General features: G+C 63.9%; 19 protein-coding genes. 11 read left to right on the top strand and 8 right to left on the bottom strand.

What is annotated here, in order from left to right; all coding sequences use genetic code 11:
- Positions 1-10: 10 nt before the first annotated feature.
- Positions 11-808 carry a hydroxymethylpyrimidine/phosphomethylpyrimidine kinase gene (locus QQL85_RS04950; RefSeq protein WP_284353354.1) on the bottom strand — a complete coding sequence of 266 codons (798 nt, stop codon included), beginning with the start codon at positions 806-808 and terminating at the stop codon, positions 11-13.
- 265 nt (positions 809-1,073) lie between these two features.
- On the opposite strand from QQL85_RS04950, the gene QQL85_RS04945 reads away from it, so the two are divergent.
- The 4 genes from QQL85_RS04945 to QQL85_RS04930 all read left to right on the top strand — a co-directional run bounded on the left by QQL85_RS04945 (position 1,074) and on the right by QQL85_RS04930 (position 7,115).
- Complete coding sequence (locus QQL85_RS04945; RefSeq protein ID WP_284353355.1) at positions 1,074-3,062, top strand: sensor histidine kinase; 1,989 nt, start codon at positions 1,074-1,076, stop codon at positions 3,060-3,062.
- A gap of 175 nt (positions 3,063-3,237) precedes the next feature.
- Positions 3,238-4,890 carry an acyl-CoA dehydrogenase family protein gene (locus tag QQL85_RS04940; RefSeq protein WP_284353356.1) on the top strand — a complete coding sequence of 551 codons (1,653 nt, stop codon included), beginning with the start codon at positions 3,238-3,240 and terminating at the stop codon, positions 4,888-4,890.
- A gap of 104 nt (positions 4,891-4,994) precedes the next feature.
- On the top strand, positions 4,995-6,458 hold the full coding sequence (gene amn, locus QQL85_RS04935; RefSeq protein WP_284353357.1) for an AMP nucleosidase: 1,464 nt from the start codon (positions 4,995-4,997) through the stop codon (positions 6,456-6,458).
- A gap of 6 nt (positions 6,459-6,464) precedes the next feature.
- Positions 6,465-7,115 carry a pseudouridine synthase gene (locus QQL85_RS04930; protein WP_284353358.1) on the top strand — a complete coding sequence of 217 codons (651 nt, stop codon included), beginning with the start codon at positions 6,465-6,467 and terminating at the stop codon, positions 7,113-7,115.
- 3 nt (positions 7,116-7,118) lie between these two features.
- Here the strand turns inward: QQL85_RS04930 and QQL85_RS04925 are convergent, their stop codons facing one another.
- A complete protein-coding gene (locus QQL85_RS04925; RefSeq protein ID WP_003249787.1) occupies positions 7,119-7,322 on the bottom strand; it encodes a DUF2788 domain-containing protein in 204 nt (67 codons plus the stop codon).
- A 54-nt stretch (positions 7,323-7,376) separates the two neighbouring features.
- A complete protein-coding gene (locus QQL85_RS04920) occupies positions 7,377-7,853 on the bottom strand; it encodes an Lrp/AsnC family transcriptional regulator (protein ID WP_125462492.1) in 477 nt (158 codons plus the stop codon).
- 395 nt (positions 7,854-8,248) lie between these two features.
- Between QQL85_RS04920 and QQL85_RS04915 the strand changes: the two genes are divergently transcribed.
- Positions 8,249-9,085, top strand: a complete 837-nt coding sequence (locus QQL85_RS04915) for a DUF6515 family protein (protein ID WP_284353359.1) — start codon at positions 8,249-8,251, stop codon at positions 9,083-9,085.
- A 41-nt stretch (positions 9,086-9,126) separates the two neighbouring features.
- Here the strand turns inward: QQL85_RS04915 and QQL85_RS04910 are convergent, their stop codons facing one another.
- Both QQL85_RS04910 and QQL85_RS04905 read right to left on the bottom strand, forming a co-directional pair.
- Positions 9,127-9,996: a cation diffusion facilitator family transporter gene (locus QQL85_RS04910; RefSeq protein WP_284353360.1), complete on the bottom strand. Its 870-nt coding sequence runs from the start codon at positions 9,994-9,996 to the stop codon at positions 9,127-9,129.
- Positions 9,997-10,019: 23 nt separating this feature from the next.
- Positions 10,020-10,439 (bottom strand): polyribonucleotide nucleotidyltransferase, encoded by a 420-nt coding sequence (locus tag QQL85_RS04905; RefSeq protein WP_284353361.1) that lies wholly within the window; start codon positions 10,437-10,439, stop codon positions 10,020-10,022.
- 117 nt (positions 10,440-10,556) lie between these two features.
- Here QQL85_RS04905 and hrpB point away from each other — a divergent pair, with 117 nt between their 5' ends.
- Positions 10,557-13,085, top strand: a complete 2,529-nt coding sequence (gene hrpB / locus QQL85_RS04900; RefSeq protein WP_284353362.1) for an ATP-dependent helicase HrpB — start codon at positions 10,557-10,559, stop codon at positions 13,083-13,085.
- Between the two features lie 18 nt (positions 13,086-13,103).
- On the opposite strand, the gene QQL85_RS04895 is transcribed toward hrpB, so the two are convergent.
- Both QQL85_RS04895 and QQL85_RS04890 read right to left on the bottom strand, forming a co-directional pair.
- A complete protein-coding gene (locus QQL85_RS04895) occupies positions 13,104-13,595 on the bottom strand; it encodes a hypothetical protein (protein ID WP_284353363.1) in 492 nt (163 codons plus the stop codon).
- Between the two features lie 84 nt (positions 13,596-13,679).
- Complete coding sequence (locus QQL85_RS04890) at positions 13,680-14,336, bottom strand: YciC family protein (RefSeq protein WP_284353364.1); 657 nt, start codon at positions 14,334-14,336, stop codon at positions 13,680-13,682.
- Positions 14,337-14,503: 167 nt separating this feature from the next.
- Between QQL85_RS04890 and QQL85_RS04885 the strand changes: the two genes are divergently transcribed.
- The 5 genes from QQL85_RS04885 (at position 14,504) to QQL85_RS04865 (ending at position 18,869) form a co-directional block, all read left to right on the top strand.
- Complete coding sequence (locus tag QQL85_RS04885) at positions 14,504-15,262, top strand: DUF2076 domain-containing protein (RefSeq protein WP_284353365.1); 759 nt, start codon at positions 14,504-14,506, stop codon at positions 15,260-15,262.
- Between the two features lie 79 nt (positions 15,263-15,341).
- Positions 15,342-15,821: an NYN domain-containing protein gene (locus tag QQL85_RS04880; protein ID WP_284353366.1), complete on the top strand. Its 480-nt coding sequence runs from the start codon at positions 15,342-15,344 to the stop codon at positions 15,819-15,821.
- A gap of 9 nt (positions 15,822-15,830) precedes the next feature.
- Positions 15,831-16,436, top strand: coding sequence for a 3'-5' exonuclease (locus tag QQL85_RS04875; RefSeq protein WP_284353367.1), 606 nt, complete (start codon positions 15,831-15,833; stop codon positions 16,434-16,436).
- Positions 16,437-16,561: 125 nt separating this feature from the next.
- Positions 16,562-17,482, top strand: a complete 921-nt coding sequence (gene yedA, locus QQL85_RS04870) for a drug/metabolite exporter YedA (RefSeq protein ID WP_284353368.1) — start codon at positions 16,562-16,564, stop codon at positions 17,480-17,482.
- A gap of 55 nt (positions 17,483-17,537) precedes the next feature.
- A complete protein-coding gene (locus QQL85_RS04865; protein WP_284353369.1) occupies positions 17,538-18,869 on the top strand; it encodes a DEAD/DEAH box helicase in 1,332 nt (443 codons plus the stop codon).
- Between the two features lie 35 nt (positions 18,870-18,904).
- Here the strand turns inward: QQL85_RS04865 and QQL85_RS04860 are convergent, their stop codons facing one another.
- The gene (locus tag QQL85_RS04860; protein WP_284353370.1) at positions 18,905-20,146 is read right to left on the bottom strand and encodes a TIGR03862 family flavoprotein; all 1,242 of its coding nucleotides are present in this window, start codon (positions 20,144-20,146) and stop codon (positions 18,905-18,907) included.
- Positions 20,147-20,253 lie beyond the last annotated feature (107 nt).

The following is a 20,253-nucleotide window of genomic DNA, read 5'->3' as shown; positions in this document are numbered from 1 at the left end:
AAGCCTCGTATCAGGAGCAGAAATCCAGCGGCAGGCGGCGTGGCACGAACTGGCCTTTACCCAGCTGTTCGGCGTCACGCAGGGTGCGCCAGGTGTAGTCCAAGGCGCTGCGCACGGCGCTTTCCAGTTGTTCGCCGAGGGCCAGGCGGCCGGCCAGGGCGCTGGCCAGGGTGCAGCCCGAGCCGTGGTAGCTGCCCGGCAGGCGCTGGCAGGTCCAGGTGTGGAGCTGGCCGTCCTGTGTGTACAGGCGGTTGTGAATTTCGTCTTCGTCGCCGTGACCGCCGGTAATCAGCAGGTGTCTACAGAACGGCAACAGTTTCTCGGCACACTCGTCGGCGGTGCCTTCGGGCAGCTCAGCAAGGATGCGCGCTTCGGGCAGGTTCGGCGTGGCGATGGTCGCCAGCGGCAGCAGGCGTTCGCGCAGGGCATAGCCCACTTCGTCCTTGCCCAGGCGGCCACCACCACCGGCACGCAGCACCGGGTCGCACACCAGCGGCAGGTGCGGGTGGGCGGCCAGCAGCTCGGCGACGGTGTCTACCATCTCGATCGAGCCAAGCATGCCCAGCTTGACGGCGGCCACCGTGGAGTCGGCCAGCACGGCATTGGCCTGGGCCAGTACCCACTCGCGGTCTAGCACGCGGAAGTCGGAAACGTTGACGGTATCCTGCACGGTCAGGGCGGTCACGGCGGGTGCAGCGTGACAGCCTTGGGCGATCAGGGCTTCGATATCTGCCTGCAAGCCGGCGCCGCCACTTGGGTCGTGGCCGGAGAGACAGAGGACAACGGGGCGGGAGCTGTAGGTATTCATGGTCGGCGAGCTTACCACCAAACCTGTTTGGGCGGATCGTCCGACAAACGAGTTTTACTGATCGATCGGTCAGATTTGAATTCGCTTTCATTCTGAAAGCATTGATTTAGAGCCTTTTCTTTGGTTTTTGATATGGCCGGTTGCCAGGTTGCGAAGCTATGCTAGAGTGCTCGGATAACTCGACAAACGGGTTCTGCAGGATCACGTCGTCTCAAACGGATGGGAGGCTACCGCGACGCGACCGGACAGGCCATGCTGGGGCTGTATGCGCTATTTGCTGATTGTGCTTCTGGGCTTGCTGCCCGTGCTGGCCGGAGCGGTCGATTTCGACGACGCTACCCGGCATCTTCCACTGGGCAAGGCCATGCAGGTTTATGAAGACCTCGATGGCAGTGCCAGTATCGCCCAAGTCAGCGCCCCCGGGTTCGCCCAACATTTCCGCCCCCACCAAGAAGAGGTGCTGAACGCCGGTTACTCCACCTCGGTGTTCTGGCTCAAGGTTGAGTTGCGCCCCGTTGCAGCGTCAAACGCGGCCCCACGGCAATGGCTGCTGGAGCTGGCCTATCCGCCACTGGACCACCTCGAGCTGTACCTGTCTGACGGCCATGGCGGCTACCATCTGGCCCAGCGCACCGGCGACGCATTGCCCTATGACAGCCGGCAGATTCGGCAGAACAACTACCTGTTCGGACTACAGTTGCCGCCAGGCGAGGTGACCACCGCTTACCTGCGGCTGCACAGCCAGGGTTCGGTGCAGGCGCCGCTGGCGCTGTGGTCCCCCGAAGCCTACATGGAAGAGCAACCCACGCGCCTGTATGTGCTGGGGATGATCTACGGCGTGCTGTTGGTGATGCTGGTGTACAACCTGTTCATCTACCTGAGTGTGCGGGACGTCAGCTACCTCTACTACATCCTCTATATCGCCTCGTTCGGTTTCTATCAGGTGTCGGTGAACGGTGCGGGTGTGGCCTACTTCTGGCCGGACAGCCCCTGGTGGGCGAATGCCTCGACACCGCTGTTCATTGGCGCGGCAGGTTTGTTCGGTTGCCAGTTCGCCCGGCACTTCCTGCAACTGGGCAACATCAGCCGTGGTTTCGACCGGTTGCTGCAGTTGCTGATGCTGGGCGGCGCGCTGGTCATGGTAATGGCGGTGTGCATGCCCTACGGCATTGCCCTGCGCATGGCCACGCTGCTGGCGTTGCTGTTCACCGTGAGCATCTTCAGCGCCGGGTTGTACGCCTGGTGGCGTGGCTTGCGCGTGGCGCGCTGGTTCATCATCGCCTGGACGGCGTTCCTGCTCGGTGGCCTGGTCAATACCCTGATGGTGCTGGGCTACCTGCCGAACGTGTTCATCACCATGTATGCCAGCCAACTGGGTTCGGCGCTGGAAGTGGCATTGCTGTCGCTGGCGTTGGCCGACCGCATCAACAGCCTGCGCGAGCAGCAGGCGCAAACGTTGCGCGACACCGGGCGGACGCTGGAGCAGTTGAACTTGCAATTGGCCAGGAGCAACCGCCTGAAGGACGAGTTCCTGGCGAGTGTGACCCATGAGCTGCGTACCCCGATGAATGGGGTGATAGGTTCGCTGGAACTGATGCACACCCTGCCGATGGAGGCTGAAATGGCCCAGTACCACCGCACGGCGGTGGGGTCGGCCCAAGGCATGATGGACATGGTCGACGCCATTCTCACCCTGTCCGAACTGCAGGCCGGCCGCCTGCGGGCGCAGCCAGTGCCGTTCAGCCTGCGCACGCTGCTGCAGGGCTTGCGCGCCGGTTATGCAGGGCAGGCCCTGGGCAAAGGCTTGTACCTGAGCCTGGACATTCCGGCTGACCTGCCGGATGCGCTGGAGGGCGATGGGCAGAAGCTGGTGCGCTGCCTGGGGTGCCTGGTGGACAACGGCTTGAAGTTCACCCACCAGGGCGGGGTGATGATCCAGGTGCGCGGCCGCCGGGTGGGGCCGGGTGATCTGGCGTTGACCTTTACGGTCAGCGACAGCGGCATCGGTTTCGATGACCTGGAGCAGTCGACCCTGTACCAGCGGTTCTTCCAGGTCGACGGTTCGATGACCCGGCGCTATGGCGGCCTGGGGATTGGCTTATCGATCTGCCGGCAGATGGGGGAATTGCTGGGCGCCAGGTTGGCGCATGAGTCGACGCGCGGGTTGGGGAGCCGGTTCGAGTTGAGTTTGAACATGGCGATTTCGCAGGTGCAGATGAGCCCGAATATCCTGCAGACGCGGCGCTCGCTTTGATGGCATGGCCTTTGGTCAGGCGCTGAATGTGTTGTGGCAAGCACCTGTCAGCCCTGACGCCTTCCCAAGACATGCGCCACCCCCGCCACACGTTTAGTCATTATTGCCCCTTTGACTACCCCGTAAGCGGTGCTTCACTGGGTCTCTCAAGCCTACCCGGATCCAGGAGCCCCCGATGAACCTGCACCAGTACGCTGAAACCCACGAAGTCACCAACCAGCCGCCGTCCCTCGACGGTGCCAACCTGTACCGCCTCGACCTGCCATTGCAAGAATGGTCACGGCGTTTCGGCGCAGGCTGGGCCGAGTCGCGGATCGATGCCTACGGTGCCTTGGCTGGCGGCCCGCTGATGCAGGCCGGCTTCCTGGCCAACGCACACAAACCAGAATTCATCAGCCACGACCGCTATGGCCATCGCATCGACTTGGTCGAATTCCACCCGGCCTACCATGAATTGATGCGCACCGCCGTCGAGCACGGCCTGCCTTCGCTGCCGTGGGCTGAGCCCCGCGCTGGCGCCCATGTGGCGCGGGCTTCGATGACCTACCTGCACAGCCAGGCCGAAGCCGGTACCGGCTGCCCGCTGACCATGACCTTCGCCGCCGTGCCGGCGTTGCGCCTGCAGCCCGAGCTGGCCGAATACTGGCTGCCGAAAATCCTGGCCTGCGAATATGACCCGCGCAACGTCGGCGACCGGCACAAGGCCGGGGTCACCCTGGGCATGGCCATGACCGAGAAGCAGGGCGGCACCGATGTGCGGGCCAATACCACGCGGGCGTATCCGGTGGGCGCCGCAGGGCCGGGCCAGCCCTACGAGCTGGTCGGGCACAAGTGGTTCTGCTCTGCGCCCATGTGCGATGCCTTCCTTACCCTGGCTCAGACCGAGAAAGGCCTGAGCTGCTTCCTGCTGCCGCGCCACCGGCCGGACGACAACCGTAACCAGTTCTATATCCAGCGGCTGAAGAACAAGTTGGGCAATAGCTCCAACGCCTCCAGCGAAGTGGAGTTCCGGGGTGCGCTGGCGTGGATGATCGGGGAAGAGGGGCGGGGTGTGCCGACCATCATCGAGATGGTGGCCATGACCCGATTCGACTGCATGGTCGGTTCCAGCGCCTTGATGCGTCAGGCACTGACCCAGGCCAGCCACCACTGCGCGCACCGCAAGGTCGGTGGTCGGGTGCTGAGCGAACAACCGCTGATGCAGAACGTGCTGGCCGACCTGGCGCTGGAAAGCGAAGCCGCGCTGGCCCTGAGCCTGCGCATGGGGCAGGCACTGGAACAGCTCGACGACCCGCAACAGGCGCATTTCGCCCGGTTGGTAACGGCCGTGGGCAAGTACTGGATCTGCAAGCGTGCGCCGGCCATGATCAACGAGGCTGCTGAATGCCTGGGCGGCGCCGGTTATGTGGAGGACAGTATCCTGCCGAGGCTGTACCGCGAAGCGCCGGTCAACTCGACCTGGGAAGGCTCAGGCAATGTGCAGTGCCTGGATGTGCTGCGGGCCCTGTCCAAGGAGCCGGGCGTGCTCGATGCGCTGTTCGCCGAACTGGGTGACGGGCATGGTGACCCACGGTTGGCAGCGCACATCGGGAACCTCAAGGGGGCGTTTGCCGATACAGGCGACATGCAGTACCGGGCGCGACAGTTGACCGAGGATATTGCTCTGGCGTTGCAGGCCAAGCTGTTGCTGGAAGCGGGGAATGCGGTGGTCAGTGATGCCTTTATCGGTAGCCGGCTGGCGGGGGGAGGGCGGGTCTATGGGGCGTTGCCACGCGGTGTGGATGTGGAGGCATTGGTGGCAAGGGCTACGCCAGCCTGGGGTGGCTGAGCCGGGATTTACCCGCGAAGCAGCCAACACCGATCAATGGGGATGTATTTACCCAAGAAGGCAGGCAAGATGGTTCACATGCATGTCCAGACAGGAAGCACAGTGTGAGCCACGCTTTTGTAGTCGTTGATACCCCCGAACAGGCCGTCGACCGTCTGGCGGCCCTGCATGAACAGGCCACCGGGGCCCTTAGCCAGGCCCTCAAGCGTTACCTGAAGGACCGTACCGAGCCAGGCGCCGAAGAGCGCGACCTGTTCCGCTACCCGGCACTGCGCCTGACTTATCACAGCCACGGTGAGGTCGCCGCCACCACGCGGGCCTACGCCAAGGTGCAGGTGGCGGGCACTTACAGCGTCACCGTCACCCAGCCCGCCGCGTTCCGTGGCTACCTGCTGGAGCAGTTGCGCCCACTGATGCACGACTACACCGTCACGGTAGAGGTGGGCATCAGCGAGCAGAACATTCCGTACCCTTATGTGGTCGACCAGGGCGACGAACTGGCCGGCAGCGGCATCACCGCCGCGCAGCTGGCGCGGGTGTTCCCTAGCACCGACCTGTCGGCCGCCACCGACAACATCGCCGATGGCCTGTACGACTGGGACCGTGCCGAAATTTTTCCGCTGGCGCTGTTCGACGCCGCGCGCGTCGACTTTTCGCTGCGCCGCCTGGTGCACTACACCGGCAGCGACTGGCGCCATGTGCAGCCGTGGATCCTGCTGACCAACTACCACCGTTATGTCGACCAGTTCATCAGCCACGGTCTTGAACAACTTCGCGACGACCCGCGCTTCGTGCGCATGGTGCTGCCGGGCAACGTGGTGATCGAAAAAGCCATGGACCACGGTGAAACCCAGGCCTTGGTCGCCAGCGTGATCTGGCACCGCTACCAGATGCCGGCCTACCACCTGATCGCCGCCGACGGCGACGGCGTTACCTTGGTCAACATCGGTGTCGGCCCGTCCAACGCCAAGAACATCACCGACCACCTGGCCGTGCTGCGCCCGCACTGCTGGCTGATGATCGGGCACTGCGGCGGGCTGCGGCAATCGCAAACCATCGGCGACTATGTGCTGGCCCACGCCTACATGCGCCGTGACGGCATTCTCGACCGGGTGGTGCCGCCGAACATCCCGATTCCGGCCCTGGCCGAAGTGCAGCTGGCCTTGCAGGAAGCGGCTGCGCAGGTTACCGGCGAGCGTGGCGAACAGTTGAAGAAGCGCCTGCGCACCGGCACCGTGCTGACCTACGACGACCGCAACTGGGAGCTGCGCTGGGCTCAGGAACGCCCGCTCATCAACCTGTCGCGTGCCGTGGCGGTGGACATGGAAAGCGGTACCATCGCCGCCCAGGGTTACCGCCTGCGTGTGCCGTACGGCACCTTGCTGTGTGTGTCCGACAAGCCGCTGCATAGCGAGATCAAGCTGCCGGGCTCGGCCAACGCCTTCTACAACCGGGCGGTCAGCCAGCACCTGAAGATCGGTATTGCCGCCCTCGACCTGCTGCGCACCGAGCTCAACTCGCTGCACTCGCGTAAACTGCGCAGCTTCGATGAGCCGCCGTTCCGCTGAGGATCCATGTCACTGCCACCCCGTAACAAGCCGCGCCACCCCCAGGCGCGGCCTGCCGCCGGCCCACGTCGCCAGCCGAAGGCGCCACCGGCCGAGCCGCGCCTGATCCTGTTCAACAAACCGTTCGACGTGCTGACCCAGTTCAGCGACGGCGACGGGCGCGCGACGCTCAAGGATTACATCGACATACCGGGTGTGTACCCGGCAGGGCGGCTGGACCGTGACAGTGAAGGCTTGTTGCTGCTGACCAACGATGGTGGGCTGCAGGCGCGCATTGCCGACCCCAAGCACAAGCTGGCCAAGACGTATTGGGTGCAGGTGGAGGGTGAACCGAGCGACGAGCAGTTGCAGCGCTTGCGTGATGGCGTGGAGCTGAACGATGGGCCTACCTTGCCTGCCGAGGCACGGCGGCTGGATGAACCCGAGCTGTGGCCGCGCAACCCGCCGGTACGGTTTCGCAAGAGCGTGCCGACCAGCTGGCTGGAGCTGGTGATCCGCGAAGGGCGTAACCGCCAGGTGCGGCGGATGACGGCGGCGGTGGGGTTGCCGACCTTGCGTCTGGTGCGTGTGCGGATCGGGGATTGGGCGCTGGATGGGCTGGAGCAGGGCTGTTGGCGCGAAGTGGCACCGAAACTACAGCGCTCCCGGCATTCCTGAGGCCTACACCCCTTCCAGGAACCCCACCACCACGCTCTTGATGATAAAGGCCAGCACCCCGAGCCCCAGCACGAAGAACAGGATCAGCGTACCGAACTTCCCGGCCTTGGACTTTTTCGCCAGGTCCCAGACGATGAAGCCCATGAAACCGATCAGCACGGTAACCAGGATGATCATCATCCATTCTTCGAATACGGCGGGATCCATCGGTGTTCTCCTGGCGGGTTGAGCGTTCGATTATACGCCTGCTGGCGTGAGCGATTAACGCAGGTGGGTCAATGGCAGCTCGGTGCTGGCCAATACCTGGTTGAGCACGAAGCTCGAGCGCACGCTGGTGACGCCGTCGATACGGGTCAGGCTGCCTAGAAGCAGTTTCTGGTAGTGGTCCATGTCGGGCACCACCACTTTCAGCTGGTAGTCGGCATCCATGCCGGTGACCAGGCTGCATTCAAGCACCTGCGGCAGGTTGCGGATGGCCGCCTCGAACGTTTCGAAGCGCTCCGGGGTGTGGCGGTCCATGCCGATCAGCACATAGGCGGTCAGGCTCAGGCCCAGTTTCTTGCGGTCGAGCAGGGCCACCTGGCGCGAGATGTAGCCATCGTCCTCCAGTTGCTTGACCCGACGCGAGCATGGCGAAGGCGACAGGCCGATGCGTTCGGCCAGCTCCTGGTTGGAGATGCGCGCATCGCGCTGCAATTCGGCGAGGATGCTCAGGTCGTAGCGGTCAAGTTTGCTCATGGCATTTGCCTTTTCTGTTCGTATTGCGGCGAATTATCAATCCAGGGTGAAAAATTGCGCAAGTGCTATTTATCCGAGCAATCTTCGCAATCCTCTGTCGCAACCTGTCCGGTATCTTTATCCACAGAATCACTGCCCGGACATCAGTCCACGGCGACGCGCCCTAGGCGGGCGGTCGCGGCCAGCCATCCAACAGGATCCGCAGGCCCCCGGGCTACACACCTTCCAGAAGAGGGTGTGAGGTGAGCCGGCGCCACAAGTGCCGAGCACGGACGACAATTCCTGAAGGGAGGCCCTGTGGCCTCCCTTTTTTCATGACCGGAATTTTAATTGGCCTGCATGACGGGCGCGGTAGACTGATTGCGGGCGCAGTTTTTTCTACCAAGAGGAATACCATGAAGTCGCGCATCTGGCAGTTGGCAGGTGTTGGTTTGCTGGGTTTGAGCATCAGCCTGGGGGCCCAGGCCGAAGGGCCGGGCGAGGGGCATGGCGAACGCGGCCAGCAGGTGCAAGGTGAGGGCGGGCCAGGCCGCTCGCTCAACTCGCGCGACGAAGTGCGCCAGACCCAGCCGCCGCGCCAGGGTTATTACCAGGACATTCCACGCCGGTATGGCGACGGCCATCACTGGCAAGGCGGTGGCCCGGGGCAACGGCCAGGTGGCGACTGGCAGGGGCGCCCGGATGGCCATGGCAATGGCTGGGGGCCTGGGCCGCAGTATCGTCCGGGGCACACCATTGATCATTTCCCCGACCGTTACTGGAAAGTGCCCTACCGTGGCGCGGATTACTTCTATTCTGGTGGTTACTGGTACCGCCCACACGGTGGCAGTTACATCGTGGTGGCCCCGCCTTACGGCGTGCGGGTCAATTACCTGCCGTCCTATGCTCAGGAGGTCTGGCTGGGAGGGGCGCTGTTCTTCCGGGTGGCCGATACCTATTACCAGTACCTGGCGGACAGCCAGGAGTATGTGGTGGTCAACCCACCGGTCGGCGTGCCGGCGCCTGTGCCGGTGGCCCCGGCAAACGGCGGGTATGACGTGGTGGCTTACCCGATGCATGGGCAGGGACAGGAGCAACAGGAACAAGACCGTTACCAGTGCCACCGTTGGGCAGTGAGCCAGTCAGGGTTTGACCCGGCGACGGCGACGTATGCGCCCCCCGCCAATGCATTGGACATCTATCGCCGGGCGCTGGGCGCTTGCTTCAGTGGTCGAGGCTACAGCATTGACTGACGCCATATGTGCTGCCTGCCCCGGCCCTATCGCCGGCAGGTTCACACCGGATCGGCATGCACCATCACATCCGCCTGTGGATAACGCTGGCGGATGACCTTTGATGCCTCAACGCACAACCCGTGCGCCTCATGCAGTGGCAACTGCCCCGGCAGCTCCAGGTGCAACTGCACGAACCACTGGTTACCCGATACCCGCGTACGCAAGTCGTGCACACCTTTCACGCCGGGAATGGCCAGCACCAGCGCGGCCATGCCTTCACCAACATCGCCAGGCAGTTCCTTGTCCATCAGGATGGCCGTGCTCTCGCGGGCAATTTGCAGTGCGCTCCACAGGATGTAGACGGCGATGCCCAGGCCGAAAAGCGCATCCAGTTGTGGCCAACCAAAACGTGCCAGCAACAGGGCGAGCAGGATGCTGCTGTTCAGCAGCAGGTCCGAGCGGTAGTGCAGGGAATCGGCGCGCACGGCGGTGGAGCCGGTCAGGCGAATGACCTTGTATTGCAGCGCCAGCAGGGCAAGGGTCAGCGCCAGTGACAGCAGCATCACTGCAATGCCGATCCCGGTATCGCCCAAGGGTTGCGGCGTGTGCAGGCGTTCGGCCGCCTGCACACCTATCAGTACCGCACTGACGGCGATGAACAACGCCTGCGCCATACCGGCCAGGGCTTCGGCCTTGCCATGGCCAAAGCGGTGGTCGTCGTCGGCCGGGCGCAAGGCGTAATGCACAGCCAGCAGGTTGAGAAACGAGGCAACGGCGTCCAGTGCCGAGTCGGTCAGCCCAGCCAGCAGGCTCACCGAGCCGCTCAGCCACCAGGCCAGCGCCTTGCTCAGTACAAGGATACTGGCCACCGCCAGTGACGCGCGGGTGGCCAGGCGAAGCAGGCGCTTGTGTTCAGCCGGGGTGATCATCCGTATTCAGCGTCCGTATGGCCTCAGGCTGCCGGTACCAGGCCCAGGCTGGCCAGTTGTTCGATGCTGCCACGATGCTGGATCAGGCGTGGGTCGTCCAGCGGCAGGCGTTGACCCAATTCGCTTTCGAGAATGGCCTGCAACTTCAGGTTGTCGACCTTGCCGTCGGGGCTTACGGCTTCTTGCAGTTTGGCCGGGTCGACCTGGGCGGTGTGGCCACCTGGGTAGTAGATGGCGCCCGTGGCGAAGTCGATGCCGAAGGCGATCAGGCCCGGGATCACATAGAACAGGATGCCAATGGCGTCCATTGCGGCCACCACAGGGTCGATCTTGCCGCCGATCTGGCCGCGCCGGTCTGGGTAGAAAATGGTGCCGCAGGCCGTCAGTTGGGTCAGCAGGGTGGCGATGAGGGCGCCACCGATGACGCGGGTCGAGATGCGCATGTAAATCTCCGAAAAGGTATTCAGCAGGGCAAGCGAAGCGCCTGCGCCTGAAGCTTAAGACCATGATAGAGCAGGCTGGGTTCGCCGTTATACTCGCGAGACTGTTCGAGGACCACCATGATTTCATTACCGATCGATGCCGTCTTGCCCGCCTTGCGCCAAGCCCTGGAAAAACGTGACGAAGCGGTGCTTGAAGCACCACCAGGCGCCGGCAAGACCACCCGCGTGCCGCTGGCGCTGCTGAACGAGCCGTGGCTGGCCGGGCAGACCATTCTCATGCTTGAACCCCGGCGTCTGGCGGCGCGGGCGGCCGCCGAAAGGCTGGCCAGCGAACTGGGCGAGCAGGTGGGCCAGACCGTGGGCTACCGCATTCGCCTGGACAGCAAGGTCGGGCCGAACACCCGCATCGAAGTGGTAACCGAAGGTATCCTCACTCGCCGCCTGCAGGCCGACCCGGCGCTGGAAGGCGTAGGCTTGCTGATCTTCGACGAGTTTCATGAGCGCAGCCTGGACGCCGACCTGGCCCTGGCGTTGAGCCTGAATGGCCGTGAGTTGCTGCGTGACGACCCGCCGCTGAAGATTCTGCTGATGTCCGCCACCCTGGAAGGCGAGCGCCTCTCGCGGTTGCTGGACGATGCCCAGGTGGTCAGCAGTGAGGGCCGCATGCATCCAGTGGATATCTGCTGGGGCCGGCCTTTCCAGCCGGGCGAGTTCATCGAGCCACGCGTAGTGGACAGTGTGCTGCAGGCACTGGCCGACCAAACCGGCAGTGTGCTGGTGTTCCTGCCGGGCCAGGCCGAAATCCGGCGGGTGCACCAGCGCTTGCAGGAGGCACTGGGCGAGCGCCCCGAGATTCTGTTGTGCCCGCTGCATGGCGAACTCGACCTCAATGCCCAGCGCGCCGCCATCGACCCGGCGCCCAAGGGCCTGCGCAAGGTGGTGCTGGCGACTAACATCGCCGAGACCAGCCTGACCATCGACGGCGTGCGTGTGGTGATCGACGCAGGCCTGGCCCGGGTGCCGCGCTTCGACCCCGGCAGTGGCATGACCCGCCTGGACACCCAACGTATCTCCCGTGCCAGTGCCACCCAGCGCGCTGGCCGCGCCGGCCGTCTGGAGCCGGGCGTGTGTTACCGCCTGTGGTCCGAGGCCCAGCATGACCAGTTGGCGGCCCATGGCAGTGCCGAGATCTTGCAGGCTGACCTGGCTGGGCTGGCCCTGCAACTGGCGCGCTGGGGCGTTGCACCTAACCAGCTGCGCTGGCTCGATCAACCGCCCAGTGCGGCGTTCTCCCAGGCCCAGGACCTGCTGGTGCGGCTCGGGGCATTCAAACCGGGCAGCCGCGACAACCTCAGCGACCACGGCCAGGCCATGGCAGAGCTGCCGGCTCATCCGCGTATCGCCCATTTGTTGCTGCGTGGTCAGTACCTGGGTTTGGCCACCATGGCCTGTGATGTGGCGGCGTTGCTTGGAGAGCGGGATATCCAGCGAGGCGGCGGTGCCGACCTGCACAGTCGGCTGGCCCTGGTCAGCGGCGAGAGCAAGGCCAGCCGTGGCGGCCAGGGTGGCGTGCAGCGCGCCCGACAGTTAGCTCGACAATACCGTGGTCTGTTGCGCGGCAAAGCCGGAGCCGCTGTTGCCGACCCTGACCACCCTCGCTGGCTGGGTGCCTTGCTGGCGCTGGCCTATCCCGACCGGGTTGCGCAGCAGCGCCGTGAAGGGGGCGCCGAGTATCGCCTGGCCAACGGCCGTGCAGCCTTGTTTGGCGAGGTCGATGCCTTGATGAAAAATCCATGGTTGGTAATCGCTGACCTGGGCAGCCGCCAAGGCCAGCGTGAAGAGCGTATCTACCTGGCGGCAGAGTTCGACCCGGCGCTGCTCGATGACGTACTGGCAGAGCAGGTCGAGCGGGTCGATCTGCTTGACTGGGATGAGCGCGAGCAGGTGCTGCGTGCGGAGCGTCAGGCAAAGGTCGGTGAGCTGATACTCAGCCGCGAACCGCTGACTGGCCTGAGCGACGAAGCGCGCGCCAAGGCACTGCTCGGCCTGGTACGGCGCAAAGGCCTGAATCTGCTGACCTGGACCCCGGAGCTGCGCCAGTGGCAGGCGCGGGTGGCCCTGTTACGCCAACTGGACCTGGACAAGGATGGGCAAAGCGAATGGCCCGATCTGGGTGACGAATCGCTGCTCGCCAGCCTGGAAGACTGGCTGCAGCCCTACTTGGGCAAGGTATCGCGCCTTAGCCACTTCGCTGCACTGGACCTGCCGTCGATGTTGCGCAACCTGTTGCCCTGGCCGCTACCGCAACGCCTGGAAGAACAGGCTCCTGCCCACCTGGCGGTCCCGTCCGGTTCCAGCATCCGCCTGGACTACAGCGAGAACCCACCGATTCTCGCCGTGCGCCTGCAAGAGCTGTTCGGCCTTTCCGACACCCCGCGCATCGCCAATGGCCGCCAGCAAGTCAAGCTGCACCTGCTGTCACCGGCCCGCCGCCCGGTACAGGTGACCCAGGACTTGGCCAATTTCTGGCGTACGACTTATGCCGAGGTGAAGAAGGACCTGAAAGGGCGCTATCCAAAGCATTATTGGCCAGATGACCCGCTGGTGGCCGAGGCCACCGCGCGGGCCAAACCTCGCGGAACCTGAAGGCCTGGTTGACTGCGGTCAGCCAATCGGTTTGAGAAGGAACGTAAGCACTACACCTTGCTCGACGTTTAGCAGCGCCACAAGGTCCCCACTGAAGTGGGGATCATCCATGATGGCCCCCACCCGGTAGCCTCGATGGTCGCGCAGATGGCAAACCAGGCCTTCCTCGGTCAATTGCAGCGGTTCGATTTTCCAGTCGTCGGTGACTTGGGCAAACCAGTAGAAACCCAGGTAGCCATTGAGGCTTACCCCCAGCTTTTTGGCCTCTGGGCGCCCTGGAATGCTGATGTGGTAGTGCAGGCGGTTTTCGCTGCCTGACTGGTAATGAAAGTCCATCGTCGGCGAGTCCTGTTTGCCGCCGGCCTGCAACCAGTCATCCTCAGGGGTGACGCCCCAACTGAACTTGTCGGTGCTGCGGCTCAGGCGCAGCGGGATGTTGCCTTTGGCGCCGCGCACATACAGCTTGCCGCGAAACGATCTGGCAAACCCGGTTTGAATGGCTTCGTTCATGCTGCGCTCCTCGATTGGCATTGAAGGTGCACCCTAATGCCAAGGGCGCAGAGCACCGCAGATCGAAGGCTTTCCCTCGTTGTTTCAAGTGCTGGTTTCGTTCTCCAGCAGCATGAACAGGCGATACAGCACCACGGTGCTGAACAGCTGCAGGAAGCCGCTGAGGCTGTCCATGGCCAGCTCCATGCCGGGCGATGGTTCGGGGAAGGCCATCAGCAGCAGCCCGTCGATCAGCCAGATCGGTGCCAGCACAGCTACGACGCAGATCATGATGCGCATGAAGTGCCCGGTGGTCATGCTTGCGCTTTCGCGCATCGCCTGCACCACGGGCCGGCCGCGCAGCACCAGCAAGTATTCGGCGAACACCAGGTTGATCATGATCCACACGCCCGGGAAGATGAACAGCGCAAGGCCTGCCATGATCAGCAGCGAGCTGATGAGGATCAGCAAGGCCAGCTGCGGCCAGAGTTGCAGGGCGCGGGCGAACAGGTCTCGCTTGCCGATGTCCTGACCGTTGCTGCGGGTGTGCAGGTAAAGGATCAGCGCGGCGCTGTACAGCGGGTAGAACAGCAGGCTGACCAGCATGCCGTAGGCCGGTGATGCCTGGTCGCCCATCTGCCGGTACAGCAGTTGGGTGAGCAGGGCTTCCAGCACCACCAGCGGCAGGCACAGCTGGAGGATGTTCGGCAGGTGGCGGCGGAAGAAGTACAGGGAGTCGCGCAGAACGCTCAGCGGATTCATCAGTCAACATCGCATGGCAGTTAAAACAGGGGCCTAACTTTAGCCCAAAGCGGGCTCGGGTCTGTCACTTGCTGAAAAAAGTTTCACCGCAGCGGTGATTGAATCCCGCGCCCGTACGCCCCATCTTTGACGCTGTCCGTTGTCCCGCTACCCCATGAGGTCGCCCCATGAACACTGAAGAACAAACCCTGATCGACGGCCTGTTCGGCCGCATCAAGCAAGCCGAAGACCCCAGCCAGCCGCGTGACGCGCAGGCCCAGGCGTGCATCGAGCAACACCTGCGCCAGCAGCCGGCGGCGCCTTACTACATGGCCCAGGCCATCCTGGTGCAGGAAGCGGCGATCAAGCGCCTCGACGAGCAGAACAAGCAACTGGAAGCCGAGCTGAAACAGGCCCGTGCCCAGGCTGAGGCGGTGCAGGCCAGCAACAATGCACCCAGCAATGGCGGTGGCGGTTTCCTGTCCAGTATCTTTGGCTCGGGTGGGCGCGATGCGGCTCCGGTCGCGCAGCCACAACGCCCTTCGGCGCCCCCTGTAGCGTCCGGTGGCGGCTGGCGCGAACCTTCGGCACCGGGGTTCTCCCAGCCGCCTGCGCAGCAGCCAGGCTTTGGCGCTGCACCGGCGCGCAGTGGTGCCAGCAGTTTCCTCGGCGGCGCAATGCAGACTGCTGCCGGTGTGGCGGGTGGTGTGTTGCTGGCGCAGGGTATCAGCAGCCTGTTCAACCACAACTCGCAGCCGGAAGAAGTGGTCGAGGTGATCAAGGAAGAGCCAACGCCAGCCAGTGACAGCGGCGGCTGGAACGACCAGGGCGGGCAGCAGCAAGTGGCTGACAACGGTGGTTGGGGCAATGACCAGGGCGGTTATGCCGACACCGATTATGGCAGCGATGATGGCGGGTTCTTCTCGGACGACGATTCGTACGTCTGACAGGTCTGGCATACTGCTGGCATTTCTGGGGGGCTGCTTTGCAGCCCTCTGCATTCCAGGCCGACCATGAGGTTCCCAGGTGAAAAAGATCGCGCTGTTCGCCGATGTGCAGAACCTCTACTACACCGTGCGCCAGGCCCACGGCTGCCATTTCAACTACACCACGTTGTGGGCCGACGTCAGCCGTGAAGGCCAGATCGTCGAAGCCGTGGCGTATGCCATCGACCGTGGCGACAGCAAGCAACAGCAGTTCCAGCAGATCTTGCGCAACCTGGGTTTCGATGTGCGCCTCAAGCCCTTCATCCAGCGCAGCGATGGCTCGGCCAAAGGTGACTGGGATGTGGGCATTACCCTGGATGTGATCGACGCGGCCAGCCGGGTCGACCAAGTGGTGCTGGCCTCTGGCGATGGTGATTTCGACCTGCTGCTGGAGCGGGTGATCCAGCGCCATGGTACCGAGGCCGTGGTATATGGTGTACCCGGGCTCACCGCCTTGTCGCTGATCCGCGTGGCCACCCGTTATGTGCCCATCGAGGGTAAGCTGTTGCTCAAACATTGAGGCCCTTTCATGGACCGTATCGCTGTTATCGACTTTGAAACCACCGGCATCACCCCCAGTGCAGGCTGCCGCGCCACGGAAGTGGCGGTAGTGATGCTGGAAGGCGGGCGCATCGTCGAGCGCTACCAGAGCCTGATGAACGCGGGTGTGCCCGTGCCAGCTTTCGTTGCCGGGCTCACCGGCATTACCACCGCCATGCTGCGCAGCGCGCCACCGGTGGACAAAGTGATGAACGAAGTGGCCGAGTTTGTCGGCGACACCCCGTTGCTGGCACACAATGCGGCGTTCGACCAGAAGTTCTGGGACTACGAATTGAGCCGCATCGGCCGTAGCCGCCGCCAGTCGTTCGCCTGTTCCCTGCTGTTGTCGCGGCGTCTGCTGCCAATGGCGCCGAACCACAAGCTGGGCACCCTGACCCGCTGGGCCGGCCTGCCGGATACCGGTACCGCGCACCGGGCCATGGCCGATGCCGAGATGGCTGCCAATCTGTTGCAACACCTGGTTGGCGAACTGCGCCAGGCCCATGGTATCCAGCAACTTTCACACGACTTCCTGTGCCGCTTGCAGAAGGTGCCCGCCGCGAAGGTCCGCGAAACGCTGGCCAAATACCGTTAAGGCTCGCCACCGACCAAACCGAACGCACCAAAAGTGTGCCGCTCATTTGCGCCCGTTCTGTAACGTCACTTCACCCAGGCAGGCCGTTAAACTGAGTTACCCGTAAACGGATTTCGAGTTTTCCCATGCCTGCCGCCCGTCGCTTCCCGTTGTTGCTCATTGGTGCTTTCCTGGCCTTGTACCTGGTCTGGGGGTCTACCTACCTGTTCATTCGCATTGGTGTGGAGAGCTGGCCACCGATGCTCATGGCCGGGGTGCGCTTTCTGATTGCTGGTGGCTTGCTGTACGGCTTTCTGCGCTGGCGCGGTGTGCCAGCGCCCACCTGGCTGCAGTGGCGGGCAGCGGGGGCGATCGGCTTTCTGCTGCTCAGTTGTGGCAACGGCGGCGTGACCGTGGCCGAGCACGCTGGCGTGGCATCCGGCGTGGCGGCGCTGGCGGTGGCGACAGTGCCATTGTTCACCTTGCTGTTCGGCCTGCTGTTCGGTCATCGCAACTCGAAGCTGGAATGGGCGGGGATTGCCTTGGGGCTGTTGGGTATCGGCCTGCTGAACCTGGGCTCCAACCTGCAGGCAAGCCCGGTGGGTGCGGCGCTGATCATTTTCGCGGCAGCATCGTGGGCGTTCGGCTCGGTATGGAGCAAGACCTTGCCGTTACCCCAGGGGCCGATGGCCAGTGCTGCGGAAATGCTGGTGGGGGGCGCAGTGCTGTTGCTGGGCAGCGTACTGTCTGGTGAGCGTATGACGCAGATGCCGACCGCGGCTGGCTGGGGGGCCTTGGCCTACCTGGTGCTCTTCGGCTCGATCCTGGCGTTCAGTGCCTACATGTACCTGCTCAAGAACGTACGCCCGGCAGCTGCCACCAGCTATGCCTACGTCAACCCAGCCGTGGCGGTGCTGCTGGGTATTGTCTTTGCCGGCGAGCAGATTGGCGCCGAGGAGTGCGTGGCCATGGCGGTGATCATTGGTGCGGTGGTGCTGATCGGCTTGCCGCAGTGGCGCAAGGCCCCCGAGCCTGCACAGCCGTTGAAAGGCGAAATCTGCAAGTAGGCAGGGGCGATGCGGTAAACTTGCCGCCTTCGCTGAACCCCCTGACGGTATTGCCATGAATTTCGCCAAACTCGGCCTGATCGAACCGCTGCTGCGCACCCTGCAGCAGCTGGACTACACCACCCCGACCCCGGTGCAGGCCAAGGCCATCCCCGCCGTGCTGGCTGGCCGCGACCTGATGGCCGCCGCCCAGACTGGCACCGGCAAGACCGCAGGTTTTGCCCTGCCCGTGCTGCAGCGCCTGGCGCTGGAAGGCGAGAAGGTGGCCAGCAATTCGATCCGCGCACTGGTGCTGGTGCCTACCCGCGAGCTGGCCGAGCAGGTGCACAACAACGTGCGTGAGTACGCCGAAAACCTGCCGCTGAGCACTTACGCGGTGTACGGCGGGGTCAGCATCAACCCGCAGATGATGCGCCTGCGCCGTGGCGTCGATCTGCTGGTGGCCACCCCAGGGCGCTTGCTCGACCTGTTCCGGCAGAACGCGGTGAAGTTCAACCAGGTACAAACGCTGGTACTGGACGAAGCCGACCGCATGCTCGACCTGGGCTTTGCTGAAGAGTTGCAATCGGTGTACGCCGCGCTGCCACGCAAGCGCCAGACGTTGCTGTTCTCCGCCACGTTCTCTGACCAGATTCGCGTACTGGCGGGGCTGGCTTTGAATGACCCGCTCAGCATCGAAGTGAGCCCGCGCAACGCCGCCGCTGCCAGCGTCAAGCAGTGGCTGGTGCCTGTGGATAAAAAGCGCAAGGAAGACCTGTTCTGCCATCTGCTGCGCAAGCAACGCTGGACGCAGGTGCTGGTGTTCGCCAAGACCCGCAACGGCGTCGACCAGCTGGTGGAGCGTTTGCTGGCCGAAGGTGTGAACGCCGACGGTATCCACGGTGACCGCCCGCAGGCCACCCGCCAGCGTGCGCTGGACAGCTTCAAGGCCCGCGAGATTCAGGTGCTGGTGGCCACCGACGTGGCGGCCCGGGGCCTGGACATCGACGACCTGCCGCTGGTGGTCAACCTCGACTTGCCGATCGTGGCAGAGGATTATGTGCACCGCATCGGCCGTACCGGGCGGGCGGGCAACAAAGGCGAGGCGATTTCGCTGGTGTGCGCGGATGAAGTGCAGATGCTGGCGGCCATCGAGGTGCTGACCCGCCAGACCTTGCCGCGCCATGAAGAGCCGGATTTCATCCCGGATCACCGGGTGCCGATGACCGACGCCAGTGGCCAGGTGATCAAGAAGCCGAAGAAGCCCAAGAAACCGAAAGAGAACAGTGCCAAGCGTGGGTTGGGGCGCTGGATGGACAGCAGTGAAGCGGGAAATGCGGAGCCAGCGGTGAAGGCGGTGCGCAAGGTGCCGAGCTTCAATGGTGGGCCGCGTAAGCGTAAGCCTTGAGATGGCTGGGGCTGCAAAGCAGCCCCGACAATCTTTCAGGAAACCCGCAAAACCCAATCCGCCGCCGCCCGCCCGGCGCGCAACCCACTGGCAAAGCACGCCGTCAGCAGATACCCCCCGGTCGGCGCCTCCCAGTCGAGCATCTCGCCGGCACAGAACACCCCCGGCATGCCCTTGACCATCAACCCTTCATCCAGCCCCTCGAAACGCACCCCGCCAGCACTGCTGATCGCTTCATCCAGCGGCCGCGTGCGCACCAACGTGATCGGCAATGCCTTGATCGCCCGGGCCAGTGCCTCAGGGTCGGCAAAGGTCGCCTGATCGGTCAACTCGCGCAGCAGCGCCGCCTTGACTCCATCAATCCCTAGCTGGCTGTGCAGATGCTTGGCCATGGAACGCGAACCGCGTGGCTTGGCCAGCGCCTGGGCAACGTTTTCCACAGGCTTGTCGGGTAGCAAGTCGAGCAACAGCACCCCACGGCCTTCCCGGTTGATTGCCTCGCGCACCGGTGCTGACCAGGCATATACCAGACTGCCTTCCACCCCTTGCGCAGTGAGGATGAACTCGCCCTTGCGCGGTGACCTGCCCGGGACGCTGAGGGCAATGTTCTTCAGCGGAGCGCCAGCAAACTTGTCCTTGAGCAGCGCGCTCCAGCGCTCTACCTCAAAACCGCAGTTGCTCGGCTGCAAAGGCGAGATATCCACAGCCCGTTCGGCCAGCAGTGGTTGCCAGCTGCCGTCGGAGCCCAATCGCGCCCAACTGCCACCGCCCAGTGCGAGCACCACGACTGCAGCCTTCACCACACGCTCGCCCTGTGGATAAGCAATCCGCAAGGCACCGTCGGCATTCCAACCCAACCAGCGGTGGCGGGTGTGGATAACTACCCTGGCGTCGCGCAGCCGCTTGAGCCAGGCGCGCAGCAGTGGCGCGGCTTTCATGTCGGTGGGGAACACCCGCCCCGAGGTGCCGACGAAGGTTTCGATGCCCAGGCCGTGTATCCACTGGCGCAGGGCGTCGGCGTCGAAGTCGCGCAGCAGCGCATCGACTTCGCCCTGGCGCTCGGCATAGCGTGCTACGAACGCCGGGTAGGGCTCGGAGTGGGTGATGTTCATGCCGCCAACACCCGCCAGCAGGAACTTGCGCCCCACCGAAGGCATGGCATCGAACACCTCGACCGCCAGGCCCGCCTGGGCCAGCGCTTCGGCAGCCATCAGGCCGGCGGGGCCGCCACCGATGACGACGGCGAGGGGAGGGGAGGCGGGGTTCAGATCGGGCATGGTGGGCAGCAGGCTGTGGAAAAGAGGCGCATTCTAGCGCAGCGCTGCCCATGGAAGCACTGGTCAAAAAATAATCAGAGCGCTACAAGCCTTGCCTACAAAGGGCT

The organism is Pseudomonas putida (assembly GCF_030159595.1).
GTDB lineage: Bacteria > Pseudomonadota > Gammaproteobacteria > Pseudomonadales > Pseudomonadaceae > Aquipseudomonas > Aquipseudomonas putida_AC.
This window is presented reverse-complemented; position numbering and strand designations above follow the sequence as displayed.